The 17,704-nt window shown below is 69.5% G+C and carries 19 protein-coding genes; all 19 read right to left on the bottom strand.

The window, feature by feature from the left end; genetic code table 11:
• Nucleotides 1-23 precede the first annotated feature (23 nt).
• The 19 genes from ORV05_RS04985 to ORV05_RS04895 all read right to left on the bottom strand — a co-directional run bounded on the left by ORV05_RS04985 (nt 24) and on the right by ORV05_RS04895 (nt 16,419).
• Complete coding sequence (locus tag ORV05_RS04985) at nt 24-1,001, bottom strand: phage tail tube protein (RefSeq protein WP_268757275.1); 978 nt, start codon at nt 999-1,001, stop codon at nt 24-26.
• 7 nt (nt 1,002-1,008) lie between these two features.
• The gene (locus ORV05_RS04980) at nt 1,009-1,251 is read right to left on the bottom strand and encodes a hypothetical protein (protein ID WP_268757274.1); all 243 of its coding nucleotides are present in this window, start codon (nt 1,249-1,251) and stop codon (nt 1,009-1,011) included.
• Nucleotides 1,252-1,255: 4 nt separating this feature from the next.
• Entirely contained in the window at nt 1,256-1,729 is a 474-nt protein-coding gene (locus ORV05_RS04975) for an HK97 gp10 family phage protein (RefSeq protein WP_268757273.1), read from the bottom strand.
• On the bottom strand, nt 1,726-2,214 hold the full coding sequence (locus tag ORV05_RS04970) for a hypothetical protein (protein WP_268757271.1): 489 nt from the start codon (nt 2,212-2,214) through the stop codon (nt 1,726-1,728). Before ORV05_RS04970 ends, ORV05_RS04975 begins: the two co-directional genes overlap by 4 nt.
• Nucleotides 2,214-3,119: a hypothetical protein gene (locus ORV05_RS04965; RefSeq protein ID WP_268757270.1), complete on the bottom strand. Its 906-nt coding sequence runs from the start codon at nt 3,117-3,119 to the stop codon at nt 2,214-2,216. The genes ORV05_RS04970 and ORV05_RS04965 overlap by 1 nt, the downstream gene beginning before the upstream one ends.
• A 31-nt stretch (nt 3,120-3,150) precedes the next feature.
• On the bottom strand, nt 3,151-3,345 hold the full coding sequence (locus tag ORV05_RS04960) for a hypothetical protein (RefSeq protein ID WP_268757269.1): 195 nt from the start codon (nt 3,343-3,345) through the stop codon (nt 3,151-3,153).
• Nucleotides 3,346-3,348: 3 nt separating this feature from the next.
• On the bottom strand, nt 3,349-3,798 hold the full coding sequence (locus ORV05_RS04955; RefSeq protein WP_268757268.1) for an Lsr2 family DNA-binding protein: 450 nt from the start codon (nt 3,796-3,798) through the stop codon (nt 3,349-3,351).
• A 1-nt stretch (nt 3,799) separates the two neighbouring features.
• Nucleotides 3,800-4,066: a hypothetical protein gene (locus ORV05_RS04950; protein WP_268757267.1), complete on the bottom strand. Its 267-nt coding sequence runs from the start codon at nt 4,064-4,066 to the stop codon at nt 3,800-3,802.
• 76 nt (nt 4,067-4,142) lie between these two features.
• Nucleotides 4,143-6,020 (bottom strand): hypothetical protein, encoded by a 1,878-nt coding sequence (locus ORV05_RS04945; RefSeq protein WP_268757266.1) that lies wholly within the window; start codon nt 6,018-6,020, stop codon nt 4,143-4,145.
• A gap of 37 nt (nt 6,021-6,057) precedes the next feature.
• Nucleotides 6,058-8,307 (bottom strand): hypothetical protein, encoded by a 2,250-nt coding sequence (locus ORV05_RS04940; RefSeq protein ID WP_268757265.1) that lies wholly within the window; start codon nt 8,305-8,307, stop codon nt 6,058-6,060.
• Complete coding sequence (locus tag ORV05_RS04935) at nt 8,288-8,941, bottom strand: HAD family hydrolase (protein ID WP_268757264.1); 654 nt, start codon at nt 8,939-8,941, stop codon at nt 8,288-8,290. The genes ORV05_RS04940 and ORV05_RS04935 overlap by 20 nt, the downstream gene beginning before the upstream one ends.
• Nucleotides 8,938-9,423, bottom strand: coding sequence for a hypothetical protein (locus tag ORV05_RS04930; protein ID WP_268757263.1), 486 nt, complete (start codon nt 9,421-9,423; stop codon nt 8,938-8,940). The genes ORV05_RS04935 and ORV05_RS04930 overlap by 4 nt, the downstream gene beginning before the upstream one ends.
• On the bottom strand, nt 9,420-9,635 hold the full coding sequence (locus ORV05_RS04925) for a hypothetical protein (protein WP_268757262.1): 216 nt from the start codon (nt 9,633-9,635) through the stop codon (nt 9,420-9,422). The genes ORV05_RS04930 and ORV05_RS04925 overlap by 4 nt, the downstream gene beginning before the upstream one ends.
• On the bottom strand, nt 9,632-9,931 hold the full coding sequence (locus ORV05_RS04920) for a hypothetical protein (protein ID WP_268757261.1): 300 nt from the start codon (nt 9,929-9,931) through the stop codon (nt 9,632-9,634). Before ORV05_RS04920 ends, ORV05_RS04925 begins: the two co-directional genes overlap by 4 nt.
• Before the next feature lie 3 nt (nt 9,932-9,934).
• Complete coding sequence (locus tag ORV05_RS04915; RefSeq protein WP_268757260.1) at nt 9,935-13,507, bottom strand: ParB N-terminal domain-containing protein; 3,573 nt, start codon at nt 13,505-13,507, stop codon at nt 9,935-9,937.
• Complete coding sequence (locus tag ORV05_RS04910) at nt 13,497-13,751, bottom strand: hypothetical protein (RefSeq protein WP_268757259.1); 255 nt, start codon at nt 13,749-13,751, stop codon at nt 13,497-13,499. The genes ORV05_RS04915 and ORV05_RS04910 overlap by 11 nt, the downstream gene beginning before the upstream one ends.
• Before the next feature lie 232 nt (nt 13,752-13,983).
• On the bottom strand, nt 13,984-14,274 hold the full coding sequence (locus tag ORV05_RS04905; RefSeq protein WP_268757258.1) for a hypothetical protein: 291 nt from the start codon (nt 14,272-14,274) through the stop codon (nt 13,984-13,986).
• The gene (locus ORV05_RS04900) at nt 14,271-15,746 is read right to left on the bottom strand and encodes a terminase large subunit domain-containing protein (protein WP_268757257.1); all 1,476 of its coding nucleotides are present in this window, start codon (nt 15,744-15,746) and stop codon (nt 14,271-14,273) included. The genes ORV05_RS04905 and ORV05_RS04900 overlap by 4 nt, the downstream gene beginning before the upstream one ends.
• Nucleotides 15,724-16,419, bottom strand: a complete 696-nt coding sequence (locus ORV05_RS04895) for a hypothetical protein (protein ID WP_268757256.1) — start codon at nt 16,417-16,419, stop codon at nt 15,724-15,726. The genes ORV05_RS04900 and ORV05_RS04895 overlap by 23 nt, the downstream gene beginning before the upstream one ends.
• Nucleotides 16,420-17,704 lie beyond the last annotated feature (1,285 nt).

Here is a 17,704-nt window from a genome sequence, read left to right as displayed (position 1 = left end):
TCTCCTTGGAGGGGCTGGGTTTCTCAGTAGGCGGCGGTCTGGGAGTTGATGACCACTGCCTGGATGGTGTACTGGTTGGCGCCGGTGAGCGGCTTGCTCGCCTCGAAGTTGACCGAGGACACGATCACGTCGCCCATCTTGATGTCGTTCTTGTACTTGGACAGCGTGATCTGCGGCAGGCTGATCGCGACGCTGCCGGTACCGGCGGTGGGGTGCGCGATGGTGAGGCTGAGCGCGCCGAGCGTGCCGTTCATCATCGTGGTCCAGTCGCCGTAGATCGGGTCGTTGAGCGAGGAGAACACCACGTCGAACGAACCGGAGACCTTGAGGCTGGCCGGGGTGATGAAGCTGGGCCCGTGGTTACCCGAATAGGTGTAGGTCTCCTTGAGACCGTTGTCGATGTCGATCTGAACGTTCTTCGCCTCGGCACGGGCGTTACCGAAGAGGCTGAGCGTGGCCTCGGCGAACACGAACGGCGCTTCGTTGGTCGTCGTGACGGCCGTCGGGATGGCCAGCACGGAGGCCTTCTGCGCGGACACCTCCGCCGTGAAAGAGACCGCCTCGTTGCCGGCGGGGCACTTGAGCGTGTACTTACCCAGCCGGCACCCAGCGAACTGCAGGGACTGCGCACCACCGATGTTCTTCTCGATGGTGAACGACGGCAGCGTGTTCGCCTGGCTGATGGTGTGGGTGTAGGGCGCCGCGGTACCGGTGACGGCGTCCGTGCCGATCGACCCCACGAGCAGCGGGATCCCCATGGTGGGGAAGAGCGGGCCCTCGATCGAACCGCTGAACTTCTGCTCGCCGTAGAGGTTGAACACCTGTGCGTCGCGCGTGCCCTGCATCGTCTGCGGGCTGAACCAACCGGGCTCGGCCTCGAGGCTGCAGCTGGTGTTGGGGACGAACGCGGTGGCGGCGGCGATGGTACCGAAAGTCGTTTCCTTGGCCCACCCGACAGCGGAGAGGGACCCGGGACGCTCAGTGATCGTGGGGAACGGCAAAAACCTCCTATTTGGCCTGGGTGCCCTTGCGGGGCGGGTTCTTCTTGGCGGGTTCGGGCTCCGGTTCGGGCTCCGGTTCGGTCATGGCCGCGTAGAAGGCCTGCGCCTCCTCGTCGGCGGGCTCGACGTGACCGTGTTGCAGGAACGCGGTCTCGCGCCCGGGCGGGAGGTCGAACTCGTCGCCCAAGCCCTGCGCCCCCACGGGCGCCTCGAACGCTACGGGCAGCGTTCCGGTGTATCGGCCGCGCATCTACCTACCTCCTGAATGTGTCTTCGACGGCGGTGCGCATCTCGTCGACCACCATGCCCCGCTGCTCGGTGAGTACCCGCTCGGGGAATGGGTTTGCCGTGGCGCCGGGGTGCCGCACGCGCTTGCGGAAGTGCACGCCGCGCGGGTCCACCCAGTGCAGCCAGCGGGCGGCGACCGGGCGGATGCCGTGCGCGGTGGTGCCGGAGACGACGAAACGCGCGTACGGGGTGTGGGCGTGGAACTCCAGCACGGCCTCGCCGGCGCGCTGCTGGGTGATGGAGGCCTTGAGCCGGCCCGGGGCTCCCCGCTCGGGGTGGTCCCACTCGGGCTTGGCGGGGGCGGCCTCGACGAGCTTGTCTCGCAGCTTCGGGCCGACCTCGCCGGTCCAGCGGCTGGCGGTGCGCGCCCAGTGCCAGCGATGCAGGGCCAGGTCGCCGTCCCACTCCGGGCCGATCTTGACGATACGGATCCCGCTCATGCCTGGATCACCTCCATGATCGTCGTGGTGAGCTGGCAGGTGTAGTAGGCCAGGCGCAGCGTCGCGGGCGCCCGCTCGGGCGGGTACTCCAGCGACATGTTCTCGCCGACGCTGAGGATCTGGGAGGCCTGGTGGGTTGTCGGGTCGGTGATCGTGACCGGCATCGTCGTGGTGCGCAGCGCCTGCATGGCCGCGTCCACGATGAGCGGAAACTCCTGGTCCACAGTGGGCTCGAGGTCGGTGTCCGTGCTGGTCTCGTAGGAGAGGTAGACGTCGACCTGCCACTCCAGCTGCTGGAAACCGGCGCCGCGGGGCATACTCTGCCGCTTCTGCCGCATGCGCCCGCCCCACACGATCGCGACCGGGCCGTCCAGCGGGACCAGCGGCGGGGCCTGGACGTAGGCCGGCAGCGTCTGGGTCTGGCCGGGGATGGCGATGCCGTCGAGGACCCCGCGGACGTACTGCTGCACGGTGTTGAGCGGCATCAGATCACCCGCCGGTAGACGGCCAGGATCTCCTTGGCCTGCTCGCGAAGGTCCCGGGCGCCGCCGGTGCTGGAGGTCAGGGTGCCCGTGACGTGCTGCATGGTGATCGCCGAGGCGCCGGAGTCCAGAACTTGCGCGGCCGCGAGCAGGATGGTCGCCCAGGAGATGTCCTGCGGCATCGCCGAGACCACCACCCCGGCGGCGTGGGCGAAAGCCGCGGGCGCGGACAGCGTGAGGGTCCCCGGGCCGGTTTGGACGGTGACCGGGGTCGTCTCGGAGAAGATGGTCTGCGGGGCGCTCGCCGTGACGCTGGTGACCTTCACGACCTCGGTGTTGGCGCCGTCGTAGATCATCGCCGAGGCGCCGGCGAACGCGGTGACGTCGTCGACCTGCACGGTGGTGGCGCCGGCCGTGACGGCGGTGGTCAGACCGGCGTGCGCCCAGCCGTTGAGGTAGGCGACCTGCAGCCGCATCCCCTCGCGCCCGTTGCCCCAGTTGACATAGTTGCTGGCGATGTCGATCTCCGACGGGCCCGTGCCGGCCGCGCTGGGTGCGGTCGTGCCGTAGACACCGAGGAGCTGGGTACGGGTGCGCATCGCCGTGGCGGGGATGGCCCTCCACAGCGGCGGCAGCGTGGAGGGCGAGACCTGGCCGCCGAGCAGCTGCACGACCGGCCACCGCGACGCCTGCATGGCTGCGAAGCCATTGCGGACGGTGATGCGCGCGTCCGGGCCGACATCCTCTTCGATGTCCAGGGTGGCGCGCAGGGGCTGGTTGCAGATGGCGTCGACCGCGGAGGTGGCCCGCCAGCAGATGTTCGTCTGCTCGGCGAGCTTCTGCGTGCTGGTCGCCTTCGGGAAGGGGATGATCGACCACGGGACGCCGGTCGGCGCGTTCTGGATCATCTCTGGCGTCACATACGGCGTGGCCGCAACATCACCGTCCCTTCACGGTCTTGGTCTTCTGCTTGGCCCGCTGGCACCGCTTGCAGATCCACCGGTCGCCGTCCCACACGACGTGTTTCTGGCAGACCCGGCTGTTGCACTCGGCGCAGTCGGCGATGCCGATGGGGCGTGTCTTGCGTGCTCGCTGGCCCCCGCACAGTGGGCAGCCGAGGTTGCCGATGCCCAAGCGTCAGCTCTGCTTCTGGGAGGCCTGCACGAGGTTCTGCAGGATCTCCGCGATCGCGGGCAGCGACGCCAGGCCCTCGAGCAGGTTCATGTTCGCCGACTTCTGCTTGGCCTCCAGGTCGGCTTGCTCGTCGCCGGTCAGCGGGGCGGGCTTGTCGGCCGGGCCCCAGCCGGGCACACCGGCCAGCGACGCCTCGCAGCGCTCGCACGCGATGACGAACGCGCCGTAGGTGACCTCACCATCCTCGGCGGGGTGGGCCTGCTTGTAGGCCTCGACGACCTCGGCGGGGATCTTGCCGCGAGCCGGAACCTCCATGCCTGCGGCACCGGCCCACTCCCGAACGTCCTTGGGTTCCGGCTCGGCCGCCGCCGGTGCCGAGGTCACCTCACGGACGTGGGAACAGCCGTCGGGCCCGGTGAAGGCCATGATCGAGCTGGCTGCGCGAAGGGGCATCTCAGTTCTCCTTGAGAGGGGCTCCGCAGCGGGAGCAGGTGGATGAGAAGGCGTGGGCGGCGAAGCCGCATTCGCAGCGGCGGCCGGGCAGGTTCGTGAAACCCGTCAGGCGGGTGTGGACGTAGCGCGCGGCGTTGTCCCGGATCTGGGCTTCGTGCACGGGGTTGTCGACGGTGATGTGACCAGTGGTGTCCGGCGTGTACTTGGCACCGTCGCCCTTCATCGTCAGACCGCCGCACCCCGGGGGGAGCGTGAATTGCGTTGCCATGTGGGCATCTCCAGTGGTGTGTCCAAAAGGGACGGGACGCGCGCCGGCCCCTCCAGCGGCGCGCGTCCCGAGTCGGTCAGCTCCAGGGCGTCGAGGTGCCGTTGCCGTCGTTGCGCTGCAGGCCGCCCAGCACCGCGTTGTACTGCGGCGCGAAACAGACGAGCGTGCCGTAGAGCGCGATCGAGTAGCGGAACGACATGTCGATCACCGGCCAGGAGATCGACAGGTAGTCCTGGACGTTGTTGACCTCCCACACGTTGGCCACGTTGGACCACGGCTGGGACAGGCTGTAGCTGTTGAGCAGCGCGTTGCCCTGCGGAAGCCACGGGTGGACCAGGACTTTGACGATGTCGCGGGTGACCGGGTTGACCACCTGCGAGACGGCCACGCCGCCGGTGACGCCGGAGACCTGGTTCTGGTCCACGGTGAGCAGGTAGTTGTTGCCCGAGCCGTTGAGGACGATCGAGTCGGAGAGGTTGCCGACGTCGGAGCCCTCGGCGATCAGCTCGGCCGGGTTGACCCGGAAGCCACCGGCGGAGGTCCAGGAGGAGCCCGCGTAGCCGGTGTTGGTGGTGCCGCCGTCCCACAGGCCCACGAGCGCGTTCTGCAGCACGTTGAGGTTGAGGGTGTCGCCAACGGACTTGTTCACGTAGCCGCCGAGGAAGCCCGACGGGTAGACGCTGTTCTGCGCGGCCCAGCCGGAGGTCACCGAGAACATGCCCTCGTAGCCGTTGGCCGAGGCGGTGCCGGTGTCGGCGGTGGGCGGGGTCGCCGTGGCCGTGGGCAGCGCACCCATCAGGGTGTAGGACACGCCACCGACGCCCGAGGCCATCAGGTGCGAGCCGGAAACACCCGGGTCCGTGGTGCCGGTGCCGACGTAGATGTTGAACGCCAGCGCGGCCAGCGGCTGGCCCTTGATGTGCACGTCCACGACCTGACCGGCCGACACGGCGGTGTTCGCCACCGCGCTGGAGACGGTCTCACCGGTGAAGTTGGTGGCCGTGATGCGCACGTAGACGTTGGTGGTCACGCCCGAGAGGGCGGTTTCACCCGAGCCCGCGGTGCGCGCGGTCAGGGTCGGAGCGGCCGAGGGGGCGCCGATCGCTGTCGCCGTGGAGCCCAGGATCTGGTACTCCTCGGCGAGCATCGCCTCCTGCAGCAGGATCAGGTTGGCCAGACCCGAGAGGTCCTCGAAGCCCTGGCTGGCGAACTGGGCGGGCCAGGTGAGCGCCTCGCTGATGCCCTGGAACGAGTAGTTCAGGGTCAGGTCGGCGGCGTTCTGCGCGCCCGACGGGGGCAGCTGGTTGGGCCAGGTGCCGCCGGGCGAGGCGATCGAGGCGCCCGACAGCTCCGAGATGAACATGTTCTTCGGGTTGCCGGTGGCGCCGCCGGTCTTGGAGCCCTGGATGCCCACGACCAGCTTGGTGCGCAGCGCCGTGCCCTGCCCCTGGGTGCGCTGCAGCTTGTTGCGCATCGGGCTGTAGAACGGGTAGATCAGCCGGCTCGGGGCGAGCAGGTTGAACGGCACGAAACCGGTCGACAGCGGGCTGGTGAGCGTGAAGTTCTTGCCCAGGTCGGCACCCAGCGACTGGATCGCCTCGGTGACCTGGCTCATCCACGGCGCCGCGCCGTTCGGGCCACCGGTGAACGCGGCCTGCAGCATGTTCTGGAACTCGGGCGCGATGGACTTCTTGACCTCGGGGCCGTTGTGGAAGCCCTCGTAGGTGGCCCGGGCCATGGAGTCCTGGGCGGAGCCGAGACGGTCGATGATCTCGGTGTAGTCCTCCAGCGGCTTCTGCCCGGTGACGTACCCGGCGCCCTTGACCAGATCGGGCTTGCGGAACGCGCTGTCGAGGGCCTTCTTGACCGAGGTGTAGCCGGCGGCGTCACGCTCGGCAGCCTGCTTGATGTCGGTGGTGCCGGCGTCGATACCCGGCGCGATGACGGTTGCCAAAAACCTCCCGTAGGCGGGGTTGATCAGGAATTTCGTGTCAGCGGAGCTTGGCCAGCAGGGACGCGCGGGCAGCCTCACGCTGCGCCGGGTCCGGCGAGTCCAGCCAGGCGGCGATCCGGCTGACCTGTTCGGCATTGGCCCCCGCCGGGGGCTCCTCTGCGCGCTTGGTCAGCGCCGGCAAGATCTGCTCGATCCCGGCCATTCCGCGGTAGGCGGCCTGGCGCGGGTCGGGCTGAGCGGCCAACTCATCGAGCTGGCGGCGCATCTTCGCCAGTTCAGTTTCGTGCTTCTCGGCCTGCAGGGCAAGCTGCGAGGCGACCTGTTCCTGCACGAGCTCGGTGATCGCGGCCTTGAGCAGTTCCGGGCTCGCGGCCTTGAGCAGCTCGTCGCCGGTGGCCACCGTGGCGGCCTTGGTCACCGCCGGAGCGGCCGCGGCCATGGGTCCTCCTGCGGGGTTGGTGTCCAGCACGGTGGTCTGTGCCAGCGGCTGGGTGTTGATGTCGCTCTGCCGCGTGGCGTAGCGGTGGTCCATCGGACACACGTGCGGGTAGAGGTCGGCGAGGTGGTCGTGCACAGCCGCCATCGACCCGGCGATGGTGAGCGGGTCGTTCTTGGTCAGCTCGGCGTCGACCCCCTTCTCCCCCGGCGCCCGGCTCGGCGCGGCCGTGGCGTGCGCGCCGCTCGGGTTGGGTCCCCTGTTCTGCGGGCTGGGCGACTGGTGGCCGTCGGTGAGCGGACCCCGGCCGAACTGCGCGGCGTCGACCGGCTTCGCCGACGGCAGCCGCGGGTGCTGCCCGGCCGAGGCCGACAAGGGGGCGTGACCAGCCGACAGATACGGCCGCACCCACTGGCCCGGCGTGGGCTGGTGGCCGCCCGCACCGGTCTGCAGCGGGGTCATCGCGGGCGCGTCCGGGTTGGCGGCACGGAACGCCTTGGCGAGCTCCACCCGGGCCTGGGCCATCAGCTGTTCGTCCGGGGTGCCCAGGGCGATCGCCGCCTGGTAGGCCTTGGCGAGCGCGGCGACCTCGTCGGCGGCCTGTCCGGTGCCGCCGTCGGTGGCCAGGGCGCGGGCGAGGTTGGCGTTGATCAGCTGCGACGCGCCGCCGAGCAGCTCGCCCAGGCTCATCTTCGCCAGCGCCGGGTGCGCCTCCTTCACCACGGGCCAGGAGTAGGCGGCGCAGGTGGCGTCGTGCAGGCGGCGCAGGCCATAGGGCACGCCGTCGGCCGGGGTCAGCGTCGGCGACTCGAGGGAGCCGGTGAGGTCGAGCTGGTCGGCCTTGGCCAGGTCGGGCGCGGCGGCCTTGTCGGTGCGTTCGTCAGCGGCCTGCGCGGCGATCGCGGCGTCGATGTCCTCGCCAGTGCGCGCGAGCGCGGCATCCACCTGCCGGTCGGCGTCGTGGGTGAGCCGGTCGGGGTCGGTCATCTGGTCTGCCACGACCTGCCGCAGGGCGTCCTTGAGGTGCTCCAGGCCTGCCTCGACTTCGAGGTCCGCGGTGTGCACGCCCTTCTCGACGGTCTTCTTGTCCTCCGGCTCGTCACCGTCGGGCTCGTCGGCGTCGGGCGCGTCGGCCTTGGTGACCTTCTCCCCCACCGGCGGTGTCGCGCCGTCCGCCTTCTCCACGTCGGCCTGCTCCTGGCCGGTCAGCTCGGCTTCGGGTGCGGACTTCTTCACGTCCTCGGGCAGCTGCTCCACAAACGACGACCCCTTCCGGGTGGTATCGATCTCTTCGCTGTTGTCCTGCTTCTGCAGGTCCGGCTCGCCGAGCAGCTCACTGAGGTACTCCACGGTCGGGGTCTCGCCGCCGGCCATCTTGGCGATCACCAGCCCGCACGAGGGGTTGGCCGGGCGGTCCACAAGCGACACCTCGACCGTTTCGCCGTCGACCACCCTGCCGCCTTTGGCGACCTGGTCGCGGATGATGCGGGGGCGCGCGATGCCGACCGAGTAGGCCTGCAGCACACCGGCCTCGACCAGCTTGACCGCGGTGGGCTCCACGATGCGGGCCTTGAGCCACTCGCCGTCCTCCTGGGAGACGAGCTCCACGCCCACACCGGCCGGGTAGAGCGACGGCGAGTGCATCACGCGGATGTTCGCGCCGGTCTGAAACCACGCCTGCAGGCTCTTGCGCGCGAAAGCGGGGTCGATGATCTGCAGGTCACGGTCCAGGCCGCCATCGGTGGCCTTTCCCCACACCAGCACCGACCCGTCGTCCTGGCGTTCGAACTTCGTGATCGGCAGAGAGACCCGGGTGAAGTCCTCGGATGGGTCAGTGAAAATTCGTGCCACAAACCTCCTGTACGTGGCTGGTTTCCATGGTACTGAGTCGATCGAGCGCGGCGTCCCAGCTGGGGAAGATCCAGTAGTCGTGGATCGGGACGTCACCAGGCAGTGACCAGGGGCGCAGCGGGGACCACACCGCGACGCCGGGCCGGGCCAGCAGCGCCTTGGCGGGGTCGTCGTCGATGAGGATGGCCGGGTTGCGGGCGTCGAAGCCCTCATCCCGGATCACCCGCTGCTTGCTGCCGGGGCCGTAGAGGAGCACTTCGTCGACCTCGACGCCCCACTGTTCGAGCCAGCGTCGAGTTGGTTCGGCCACGGCCTGGGGGCGGTCCGATGTGGCCAGGACGCGGTAGCCCTGACCGTGCAGGGTGTTGATCGCGGAGATGGCGGTGAAGTCCGGCGCGAGGTTGCTGTAGAAGACGCCACGGCGTAGCTGCTCCTCGAGCCAGACGCTCAGCGCGGGCATCAGCATCTTCCCCATCGGCCACACGTGCACTTCGCCCGCAGTCAGCGATGTTCCGAAGTGGACGTTGAGCGCGGTGACGGCGGCCTCGACGAAGAACGCCAGCACGTTGTCGATGTCGGTGATGATCGTCGGCCGGCTCGCCATGGCCGTGAACATCGCGGCGGGTTCGGTCACGGGCGCTCCCGGTAGTCGTGCAGGTGGGTCGCTGAGGCGTGCAGGTGCGGGCGGTAGCCGAGATGCCGCAGCATGCGGGAGATGCGGGTGTCCAGTCGACGCCAGTCCCTGGCGGGTAGCCCGTCGTCGTCGATCTCGCCCACCCTCCGCATGAGGTCGGGGGACGCCTGCTTGAGCAGACCGGCGAACTTCACGCAGCCGAGGCCGTCGGTGATCTCCACACCGGTGCCGACGGTGTAGGGCGAAGAGCACCACAGATAGGGGCAGTCGGCCATCTCCTGCGTCATACCGGGCGCGGGCACCATGTCGTGCTCAACGATCATCGTGTCGCCAGGGTCGCGCTCCCAGATCTCGCGCAGCAGCTCGAAATAGGCGTAGTCGCGCCCTGGGAGCAGCGGCCACAGCTCGGCGCCGTTGGCAGTGGCCCAGGCCGCGGTCTGCGGGTGCAGCATCGTGGTGATGCAAGGGACGATGATCCTCACGCCGGTTCCGCCAGACCGCGGCGCTCGGCCGCCCGCAGGAGCAGAGTGTCCAGACAGGACTGATGGTGCGGCACGCCCCGGTAGCTCGTGGCGTTGTTGCTGGGCTTGACCCGGTAGCCGCACACCGGGCACTTCGCGCCACGCGGGGGCTTCGCCTCACGGGCCCGCCGCTCCCTCCGATTGGGCACGATCCGCACCACAGGATCGCTCACGGGGAGACCTGCTTGTCGGTGTCGTTGGCGAGCGACGTGGCCGACACCACCGCGGAGAACGGGCGCTGCTCCCCGCTCGGTGAGCGCACGGCCTGCAGGTAGGTGTTGTAGGCCCCGCTGTAGGTCTGGTTGTTGTAGCCGTAGTAGGCGACCAGGTGCCAGGTGGTCGGGTCAGTGGTGTCGTAGGAGACCACCGTCGCGCCGGTACCGAGGACCGCGACGATCGCGGCGGCCGTCGTGCTCGCTGTCATCTGCACTTCCGACCAGAGATCCGGCTTGTCGGTGTAGTTGGACATGCTTCACCTCTTGCTCTTGTTGTGCGTGGCCTTGAGCCGCTCCCACTCGGCGATGGCCTTCGCCGAGGCGGCCCGGACCTCCGGGTGGACGTGACCTTTGCCCTCGGCCCAGTTGCGGACCACCCCGATGGCCATCTGGATGGCCTCCTGCCGTTCGTGGCCGCTTTCCATCAGGCCGTGGGCAACGTTCTGGATGTAGGCGGGCAGCTGCAGGCCCGCGTGGTGCCAGAGCCCATGGACGCCGAGCGGGTTGTGGGTCACCGAGTACATCGGGGTCTTCTCACTCTTGTTGAGCTTGCGGTCGTGCATCTCCCGCTCCCACGGGCCGTGTTCGCCGACCCCGGAGGCGACGTAGGCGGTGATGGTCTTGCGCCCGGCGTGCCGGAACGCCAACGTGCGGTGGTAGCCGTCGGCGACCTGCAGGCCGTGCTCGTCACCGGTATCGACCAGCACCACCGGATCCATGGGCTTGCCGTCCTTGATCGCCTGCGCGATGCCGCGCACCTTCTTCGGGTCCCGGCCGCCCGGGCGGCGGTCCATGTCGATGTCGGCCAGCGGGACCTCGGCTTTGCGCCACTCGGCCTGCTTCACCCACTGCAGGGTGTCGGCGGGGTAGACCTCGGCCAGGTAGTCGTGGACAACGTCGGCCTGGGCGCTGCGGGCGAGCTTGAACAACCGCTCGGCGGCGGCCTGGATCTCAGCCGGGCGTACATCCTCGATCCGCCGCTGCGTGCCCGGACCGAGGATGTCGGCAATGACCTTGGCGGGGATGTCGTTCGGGGACACCGTGACGCCCTGGTAGCCGCCCGACTGCCGGATCCGCTCGTTGGCCAGCCGCGCCAGCTCCCGCTTGAGCGCCTCCCTGCTTCGTGCCCGCATCTGCGCCGCCGGCGGGAGCGCGGCCAGCCACTGCTCGCGCGCCTGGTCGGCCTGGGCGCGCATCTGCCGCATCCGCCGGTTCTGCTCGGTGTGGTGGACCAGCGAGTGCTCGCGCTGCGGGTTGGTCACGACCTCGCGGCGGGTGGCCTCCCGGTACTCCAGCCAGCAGCCGCAGCGGGGACCACCCTCGCAGATCGGGCCCCCGAAACCGCCCTCGCCCGGGAAGCCCGGCAGCGTCTCGGGGGTGTAGACCTTGCCGTCGCGGGCCCGGCACAGCGCGCAGTGCTCGGTGTCGCCGAGGTGCCAGACGATCTCGACCTGCGGGTGCGACTGCACGACGGCCGCCCCGTAGCCGCGGCTGTAGGCGCGGGTCAGCGTGTCGCCGTAGAGCTCCAGCCGTCTGCCCAGCTCCGCGGTGCTCGCGGTCTCGCTGTGCACATCCATCAGCAGGTTCGTGACGTAGCCGCGCTGCTGCTCGGCGTCCTCATCGGCCTCGTCGTCGAAGTCGAGCGCCGTCGTGGCCGGGTGGTCCAGTGCCGCGTGAGCCCCACCGGCGCGCAGCGCGTCGCGGTAGCCCTGCCGGATCGTGGCCACGGCGAGGTCGATCGCCTCCGGCAGCGAGATCACCCCCGTGCGGTAGCGGTAGACGATCTGGCCGAGCTTCGCGGCGACCGTGCGCATCGCCTCGGCCAGCGCGCCGGTGCGGCGTTCGATGTAGGCAGCGGCCCGAATGACGGCGCGGCCGGCGTGCAGGGCCTTCTCCAGGTCCGGTTCAGCCGCGACCGCGGCCAGCACGTCCGGCGTCAGGGCTTTTGGGGCCCAGTCGCTCACCTCCCGGCCCTTGCGCAGGTGCCGCACCAGCGCGTCCAGCTCGGCGTGCGCCGCCTTGGTCGACGTCGCTGCCGAGGCCGGTTTGCGGGGCGCGGGCGGCGGGGCGCTCGTACTGCCCGCGGTCACCGCGCTGGCGGCGGCGTGCGCCGGGGTGGGCTTACCGCGGTAGCGCGTCTCGGCCGCGTGCGCGGCGGCGTGCGTGCCGTGGCCGGTCACCGCGTCGTCGGGAGCGTCCTCCCCGCGCGCCGAGGCCTCCTGGACCACGCCCTGGGCGTCGGGCGAGCCGACCGGCACGTTGCTGGTCAGCGGCACCGGCCCGGAGGCGGTCTGCACCATCGGCACGCTGGTCTGCGGCAGCTTCCACGGGTCCAGGCCGAACTCCTGCGCGGCCTGGTCGATCGAGGCGATCCCGGCCTTGACCAGGGCCGTCCACACGTCGACCTTGACCTGCTGGTCCTCCGGGGTCTCCATGCCGGTCCAGTGCCATTCCATGTCGGTCTGGCCCCAGACCTTCTGCATGACGTAGTCGAACAGCGCGGCCTTGAGGTATTCCAGCCGCGGCTTCACCCCGCGCTTCTGCGCGTTCTCCGAGTTGATCTGGGAGAACTCCTTGGTCTCCGACGGAGACTGCACGGCCGAGATCCGGGGCGTGATGCCGATGTCCATCGGCGTCTTCTCGAACGCCATCGTCACCTCGGCGGCCAGGACCTGATCGAACTGGTCGGCAAGGTTGATCACCTTCTGCGGATCCGTCTTGGACCCCGGCGGCAGCACGATGATCTTGTGCTTGTAGGCCTGGTCACCGGCGATGTTGTTCAGCGCCCGCTGCAGCTGCGCGATCTGCTGCGGCGTGGAGATCTCCGGCCCGGGCGTGACGTAGACGGCCGGGATGGAGCCCTCAGAGTAGAACTGCATCGCGTAGATCTGCCGCCTCAGACCGGTCGCCACCGGGATCAGGGCGCGCTCCAGGTTGCTGAACCCATACGGGGTCCAGGAGCGGGTGGTGAACGGCAAGTAGAGAAGCTGGTCGCCGCGGAACTCGTCGACCATCGTCGTGGTGACGTCCTCCTCGTCGCCGAGCATCGGCAGCGACAGGTCCACCCGCGGCACGCCCCACAGGTACTGCTGGTACGCCGCGTTCGGCGCCGCTGGCGACCCGCCCCGGATGTCGAGCAGCGGCCGGATCGTCGAACCGTCGATGATGTCCAGGCTCGCCAGGCTCGACCCGAACGGCCCGTGCCCCTTCATGCGGGTGGGGTGCATGTAGACACTCATCGCGTCCAGCACGTAGTGGTCCTCCAGCAACGCCTTGAACCACGTCTGGAAGTCGCGGTAGTTCGGATCCGGGCGGGCCCAGAACCGCAGCGCCTCCTCGCGCCGCTTGGCGAAGTCCTCCTGCTTGGCGTCGTCGCCGTGCATCGCGAGCTCGGCGGACTTGGTCGGGACGATGTCCCAGTCCGTGCCGATGATGTCGCCGATGCACAGCTGAATCGTCGCCCGCACCACGCTGTAGAGGTCGGCGAAGGAGCGCAGGGTGGCGAAAGTGGCGATCTTGAGGCCCTCGGAACCGGGCGGTCCGGAAGGCATGTTCCAGCCGACGTTGTACTGCTGCCGCCGCGGCATGGGACGCCCGTCGGCGGCCGCCTCGTCGATCCCGACCGGCACGATCGGTTCGAGCGGTCCGAACGCCCCCGAGAGGAACTTGCTCGGGTCACGCGGCAGCGCGGTGTCGTAGGGACGCCCGAACTGCCACTCCTGGTACTGCATCGCCAACGGGGACAGCTGTCCGTACGAACCGCCCCGAGGCGCGGCCGCCGAGGACCCAATGCCCCGTGCGACCGCGGACAAACCGCCGTTACTCGCCACCAACCTCCTCTTCGGCCAGCACCCCAAGTGATTCCGGCCAGATCACGTATGGCTGCTGCCAGGTGTCCCAGTACTCGACCTCGACGGTCCGGCCGCCGTCCGGTGTTGTGCGCTCCACGCGCCGCTTGACGCGGTAACACGCCCTGCTGTGGACGCCACCGCAGTGCTCGCACTGGCGCCGCTCGAACTCGGTGACGCCGCCTTCGCTGCGCTCCAGGAGCGCCTTTCTGTCGGCTTCGGACAACCTTTGGGTCGTGCGCGGCGGACCGGCTCGGCGACCCCGGGATTCCGTCATGCCGTCCCTCGCGAACCCGCGCACCAGGCGCCGTTACGGGTCGGGATCGACGGGAAGCCCGGCGGCACCGGCGGCACCGCGGGGACCTTGTGCCGGGAACGCCGGCCGGTACGCGGGTTGACCGCCGTGGCGCGACCGCACGCGGGACAGGGTGAATCGCGCCCCCACCCGGCAGCCGCCTTCACGCGATCGCCTCGGCCCGGTCCGCGAGCGTGCGCATCGTCGCCACGGCGTCCTGCACCGCCACCAGCGCCAGCTGCCCGCGCGGGATGAGGGTCTGCGCGACCGCCATCGCCCCGGCGAACGCGGCCTGAGCCTGCGCCGGGTCGCTGATGTCCACACCTTCCTCGCCGAAGGCATCGCGGATCGCCGCCATCCACTGGTCGCGCTGCGCCAGCGGCATCTGTTCGAAGTGGTGCCCGGTCGTGCACTCCAAGAAACTCAGCATCGACCGCGCGTCCGCGCTGATCACCTGTAGACCTCCAGCCAGGGGTTGTACGTCTCGTCACTGAGCAGGTCAGGGCCCTCGCCACCCTGGTAGACCTCGCCCCAGTCCAGCTCGGCCGTGATGGTGCGCACCGGCAGCGGGATCCGGATCCCGGCGGTCGTCTCCGCCCACTCCAGATCGTCGGGCGGCTCGCGGCGCACCGGCCGCGCCAGCTCCCGCGGCAGACCGGCCACGGCCAGGCTCATCGCGTCGGGCAGGTCGTCGTGCAGGCTCTCCACCCGGGCGCCGATCTTCAAACCGCCCGAGGCGGTCGGTGAGGCGGTGATGCCCCCGAGCTGCTTGAGCAGTTCCATGTGGTTGGGCAGGACCAGCTGCCGCTCGGCGAGCAGGATCTGCACCCGGCCGTAGGCGTCCTCTTTGGACACCTGCGTCGAGCTCGCGTGCTTGACCCGCACCAGCCCGCCCAGCCGCCGGCCCAGCTCCTCCGAGGGGAAAGCACCGACGCCGTTCGTCTCCGTGCGCACCGACAGCGACCAGCTTTTTGACAGCGACTCCACCTCGGCGACCTGCTGGCCGTAACGCCGCCGCGAGGTCTCCACCCACGGCAGGATCACCACCGGCATCCCGTTGACGCCGAAGTCGTCGAGCAGCCCGGCCAGCGCCACCGCGTGCGCGTCCTGCCGGCGGCCCCAGTCCAGCCCGCACGCCGCCGGCATCCGCTCGCCCGTGCGCCGCAGCGGGAAGTCCGCCACGCACGCCAGCAGGTCCTCCTGCGAGAAATAGGCGTCGCCCGAGGTGATGAACTCGCCCTCGTACTCCGCGCGAAACCGCAGCGGCGACATGGCCGCCCGGGCGGCCTCCACCACCTCCGGCGCAATCCAGTGCGCATCGGCCAGCTTCCACCGGAACGTCTTGATGTGCGGGTTGGCGTGGTCCAGGCCTTGCATGGCCAGCTGGAAGAACGGGCCCGCATCGCCCCACGGGCTCGACGCCAGGATGATCTTGGCCTTCGGCCGGGCGGCGGTGGTCGGCAGCGCGGCGCTCATGAGGATGTCCTCCGGCACGAACGCGCACTCATCCACGATCAGCAGATCCACGCTGTTACCCCGGATCGAGCGCTCCGACGCGGGCACGCTGTGGATCTCGCTGCCGTTGGCCAGCACGACGCGGGTCATCGTGTCGTCGACCACCGACCCGGCCAGCAGCGGATCCTGACAGATGTCGCGCACCAGGCGCAGCAGCCGCGTCGCCGCAGTCTCACCGGCCGAGACCAGCAGCACCATCTGCTTGGGCTGCCGGAACGCGAAGTGCGTCGCCTTGAGGCTCAGAGTCTGCGACTTCCCGCACTGCCGCGGGCTGACGATCAGCGTCTGCCGGGCGGTGAGCTCCATCGTGTCCAGCTGCCACGGAGTACGCGGCTGGCCCAGCAGGCGGCAGAACAGGCCGAAGTCGTCCCGGGCCCGGATGATGTCCTCACGACTGAGGGCTGGAGCCACCAACCTCCCGGGTGCTCGACTCGTCGGCGCCCTGCGCCCAGATCCTGGTCAAGTCCAGCTTCGCCGAGGCAACGTCGGCCTGGATCCGGGAGAAACTCAGCGGGTCCAGGCCGAGCTTGGAGCGCAGGTTCATCGCCAGCGTCTCCTCCCGACGCAACATCTCCAGCGCGTTGTTCAACCGCTTCGTGGTCGACATCCGCCGCTTGCGCCCCGAGGTCTGGTCGCCCTCGCTCTCCTCGGTCTCCTCGGTCTCGACCAGATCGGTCATCGCCTGCTCGGGTTCGAACCGGCTCAGGTACTGCATCAGCAGCATGACCTTGGCCTCCGTGCGGAACAGCGCCCCCACGGCCTGGTCGTACATCGCGGAGTTCAGGTGCGTCGGCCAATCCGGACTCTGCCGCGCCCGCCGCTCCAGCTCCTCCGACAGGGGACCGAACCGCCGCGGGCTCGTCGCCCCGTGCGTCAGCGACACGGTGTTGCCCGGCCGGAACGGGGCGAGCTGCCCCTTCCACACCGGATTCCACTCCCCCGTCTCCGGATCGATGCCGGAGGACACACCCGCCGCACCGCTCGGCCGCTCCTCGGGCGCCGCCTCGAGCTGCTCCGGAGTCGCCCGCGGAAACGGCTCGGGCGCCACGTACGCAGACGGCGCATACCAGTCAGCTCCGTACACCAACCTCCTCTCGCTGCCCGCGCGCGTTAGGCGCGCTACGATGGTGCCGCCCGGCGGGGACTGGCTTTCGGGTGGAAACGTAAAGTTGAACCCCCGCCGGGCCCTTTCGTCTCTGGCCCCGGCGACGGCCTCGCCCCCGGTGGCCCCTCTCCCCCATCAGTGATCCGACCGTTGTGTGACACGACGCCCCAGGCATTCGCACATGCCGGACATGCCGGCCGACGGCGCGGGCCTCCGGGAAGAGGGCTGACAATGCGCACCCGATCAGCCCGGTGCACTCCTCCCGGACGTTACGCGGCTGCCCCCGCCCACGCCGCTGTGCAGGCTACCCGGCCCCCGGGCGGCGGCCCCGGCGACGAGTCGGCGGCCCTCCCGCGCGCCCGCGCACGGTGCGCACAACCCTGACCGCTAGTCCGTTCCCGCGGCGGGCCGGCAGTGAAAAAGCACCCCCCCTGCCTGTCAGTCAGCCAGGCTCCCACTGAGGCTAGCCTTCCCTCAGCTTACCCAGCGTGCCCTACCTACCTTGCTTGCACTTGCACGCTGAGTAGTGATCTTGTGTTTCCCCTGCTCACAGTGGGTAGACAGTGTCCGATAACTATCATTATGTAAGGTTACTTGCTAGTAGTGTGCTTGCTATAGCTAGCGGCGTACATACCGGGCGGTATGGAGAGGCGATATCCGCACTGCACTACCGCAGTAGGCGCGGCCGCTGGTCTTCCCTACCCCCGCCCTACAGACACCGTGCGGCGAGGCCCACAGACACCGTGCGGCGTGCCCTACCCCTGCCCTACAGACACCGTGCGGACCGACCTCGCCGACCGACCTCGCCGCAGTGGACCGACCTCGCCGACCGACCTCGCCGCGTGCCCTACCCCTGCCCTACGTGCCTCGCCGACCGCGCCGCGCCCGGTCCCACCAGCGCAAACAGTGCCGCGAAAAAAAGTTTGGAAATTCGGACAAAAAGGGTTTCTCCTGTCAACCACTTCCCCTACAGTTATGTCATCGCAGAGAACGCGAGACACAAGCGGTAAGCCGAGAACGCCAGCGGGCCGGATACGGACGCACGTCGCGAGATACGCACGGGTAAGACACCGTGAGGTAGCGCGCGTGGCCAGCTCCCCGGAGTCGTGCATAGGGTGCGGCAGTCGTGACATATAGAGTCGCCGGAAGATACCGGTACACACGCGGAGCACTGTCCTATGCCGCGTGTGGGACAACCTACCTAGAACCGTGCTACACGTGGGACAACGTGTAGACCACGCATACCCCGGAAACTGTGACCGGG

This window comes from Amycolatopsis cynarae (assembly GCF_026802195.1).
Taxonomy (GTDB): domain Bacteria; phylum Actinomycetota; class Actinomycetes; order Mycobacteriales; family Pseudonocardiaceae; genus Amycolatopsis_E; species Amycolatopsis_E rhizosphaerae.
This window is presented reverse-complemented; position numbering and strand designations above follow the sequence as displayed.

What these genes read in the sequence shown, in the direction of transcription:
- ORV05_RS04965 (WP_268757270.1), bottom strand. Translation starts at nt 3,119, where the DNA reads ATGATCCAGAACGCGCCGACCGGCGTCCCGTGGTCGATCATCCCCTTC.
- ORV05_RS04980 (WP_268757274.1), bottom strand. Translation starts at nt 1,251, where the DNA reads ATGCGCGGCCGATACACCGGAACGCTGCCCGTAGCGTTCGAGGCGCCC.
- ORV05_RS04950 (WP_268757267.1), bottom strand. Translation starts at nt 4,066, where the DNA reads ATGGCAACGCAATTCACGCTCCCCCCGGGGTGCGGCGGTCTGACGATG.
- ORV05_RS04975 (WP_268757273.1), bottom strand. Translation starts at nt 1,729, where the DNA reads ATGAGCGGGATCCGTATCGTCAAGATCGGCCCGGAGTGGGACGGCGAC.
- ORV05_RS04920 (WP_268757261.1), bottom strand. Translation starts at nt 9,931, where the DNA reads ATGTCCAACTACACCGACAAGCCGGATCTCTGGTCGGAAGTGCAGATG.
- ORV05_RS04970 (WP_268757271.1), bottom strand. Translation starts at nt 2,214, where the DNA reads ATGCCGCTCAACACCGTGCAGCAGTACGTCCGCGGGGTCCTCGACGGC.
- ORV05_RS04955 (WP_268757268.1), bottom strand. Translation starts at nt 3,798, where the DNA reads ATGCCCCTTCGCGCAGCCAGCTCGATCATGGCCTTCACCGGGCCCGAC.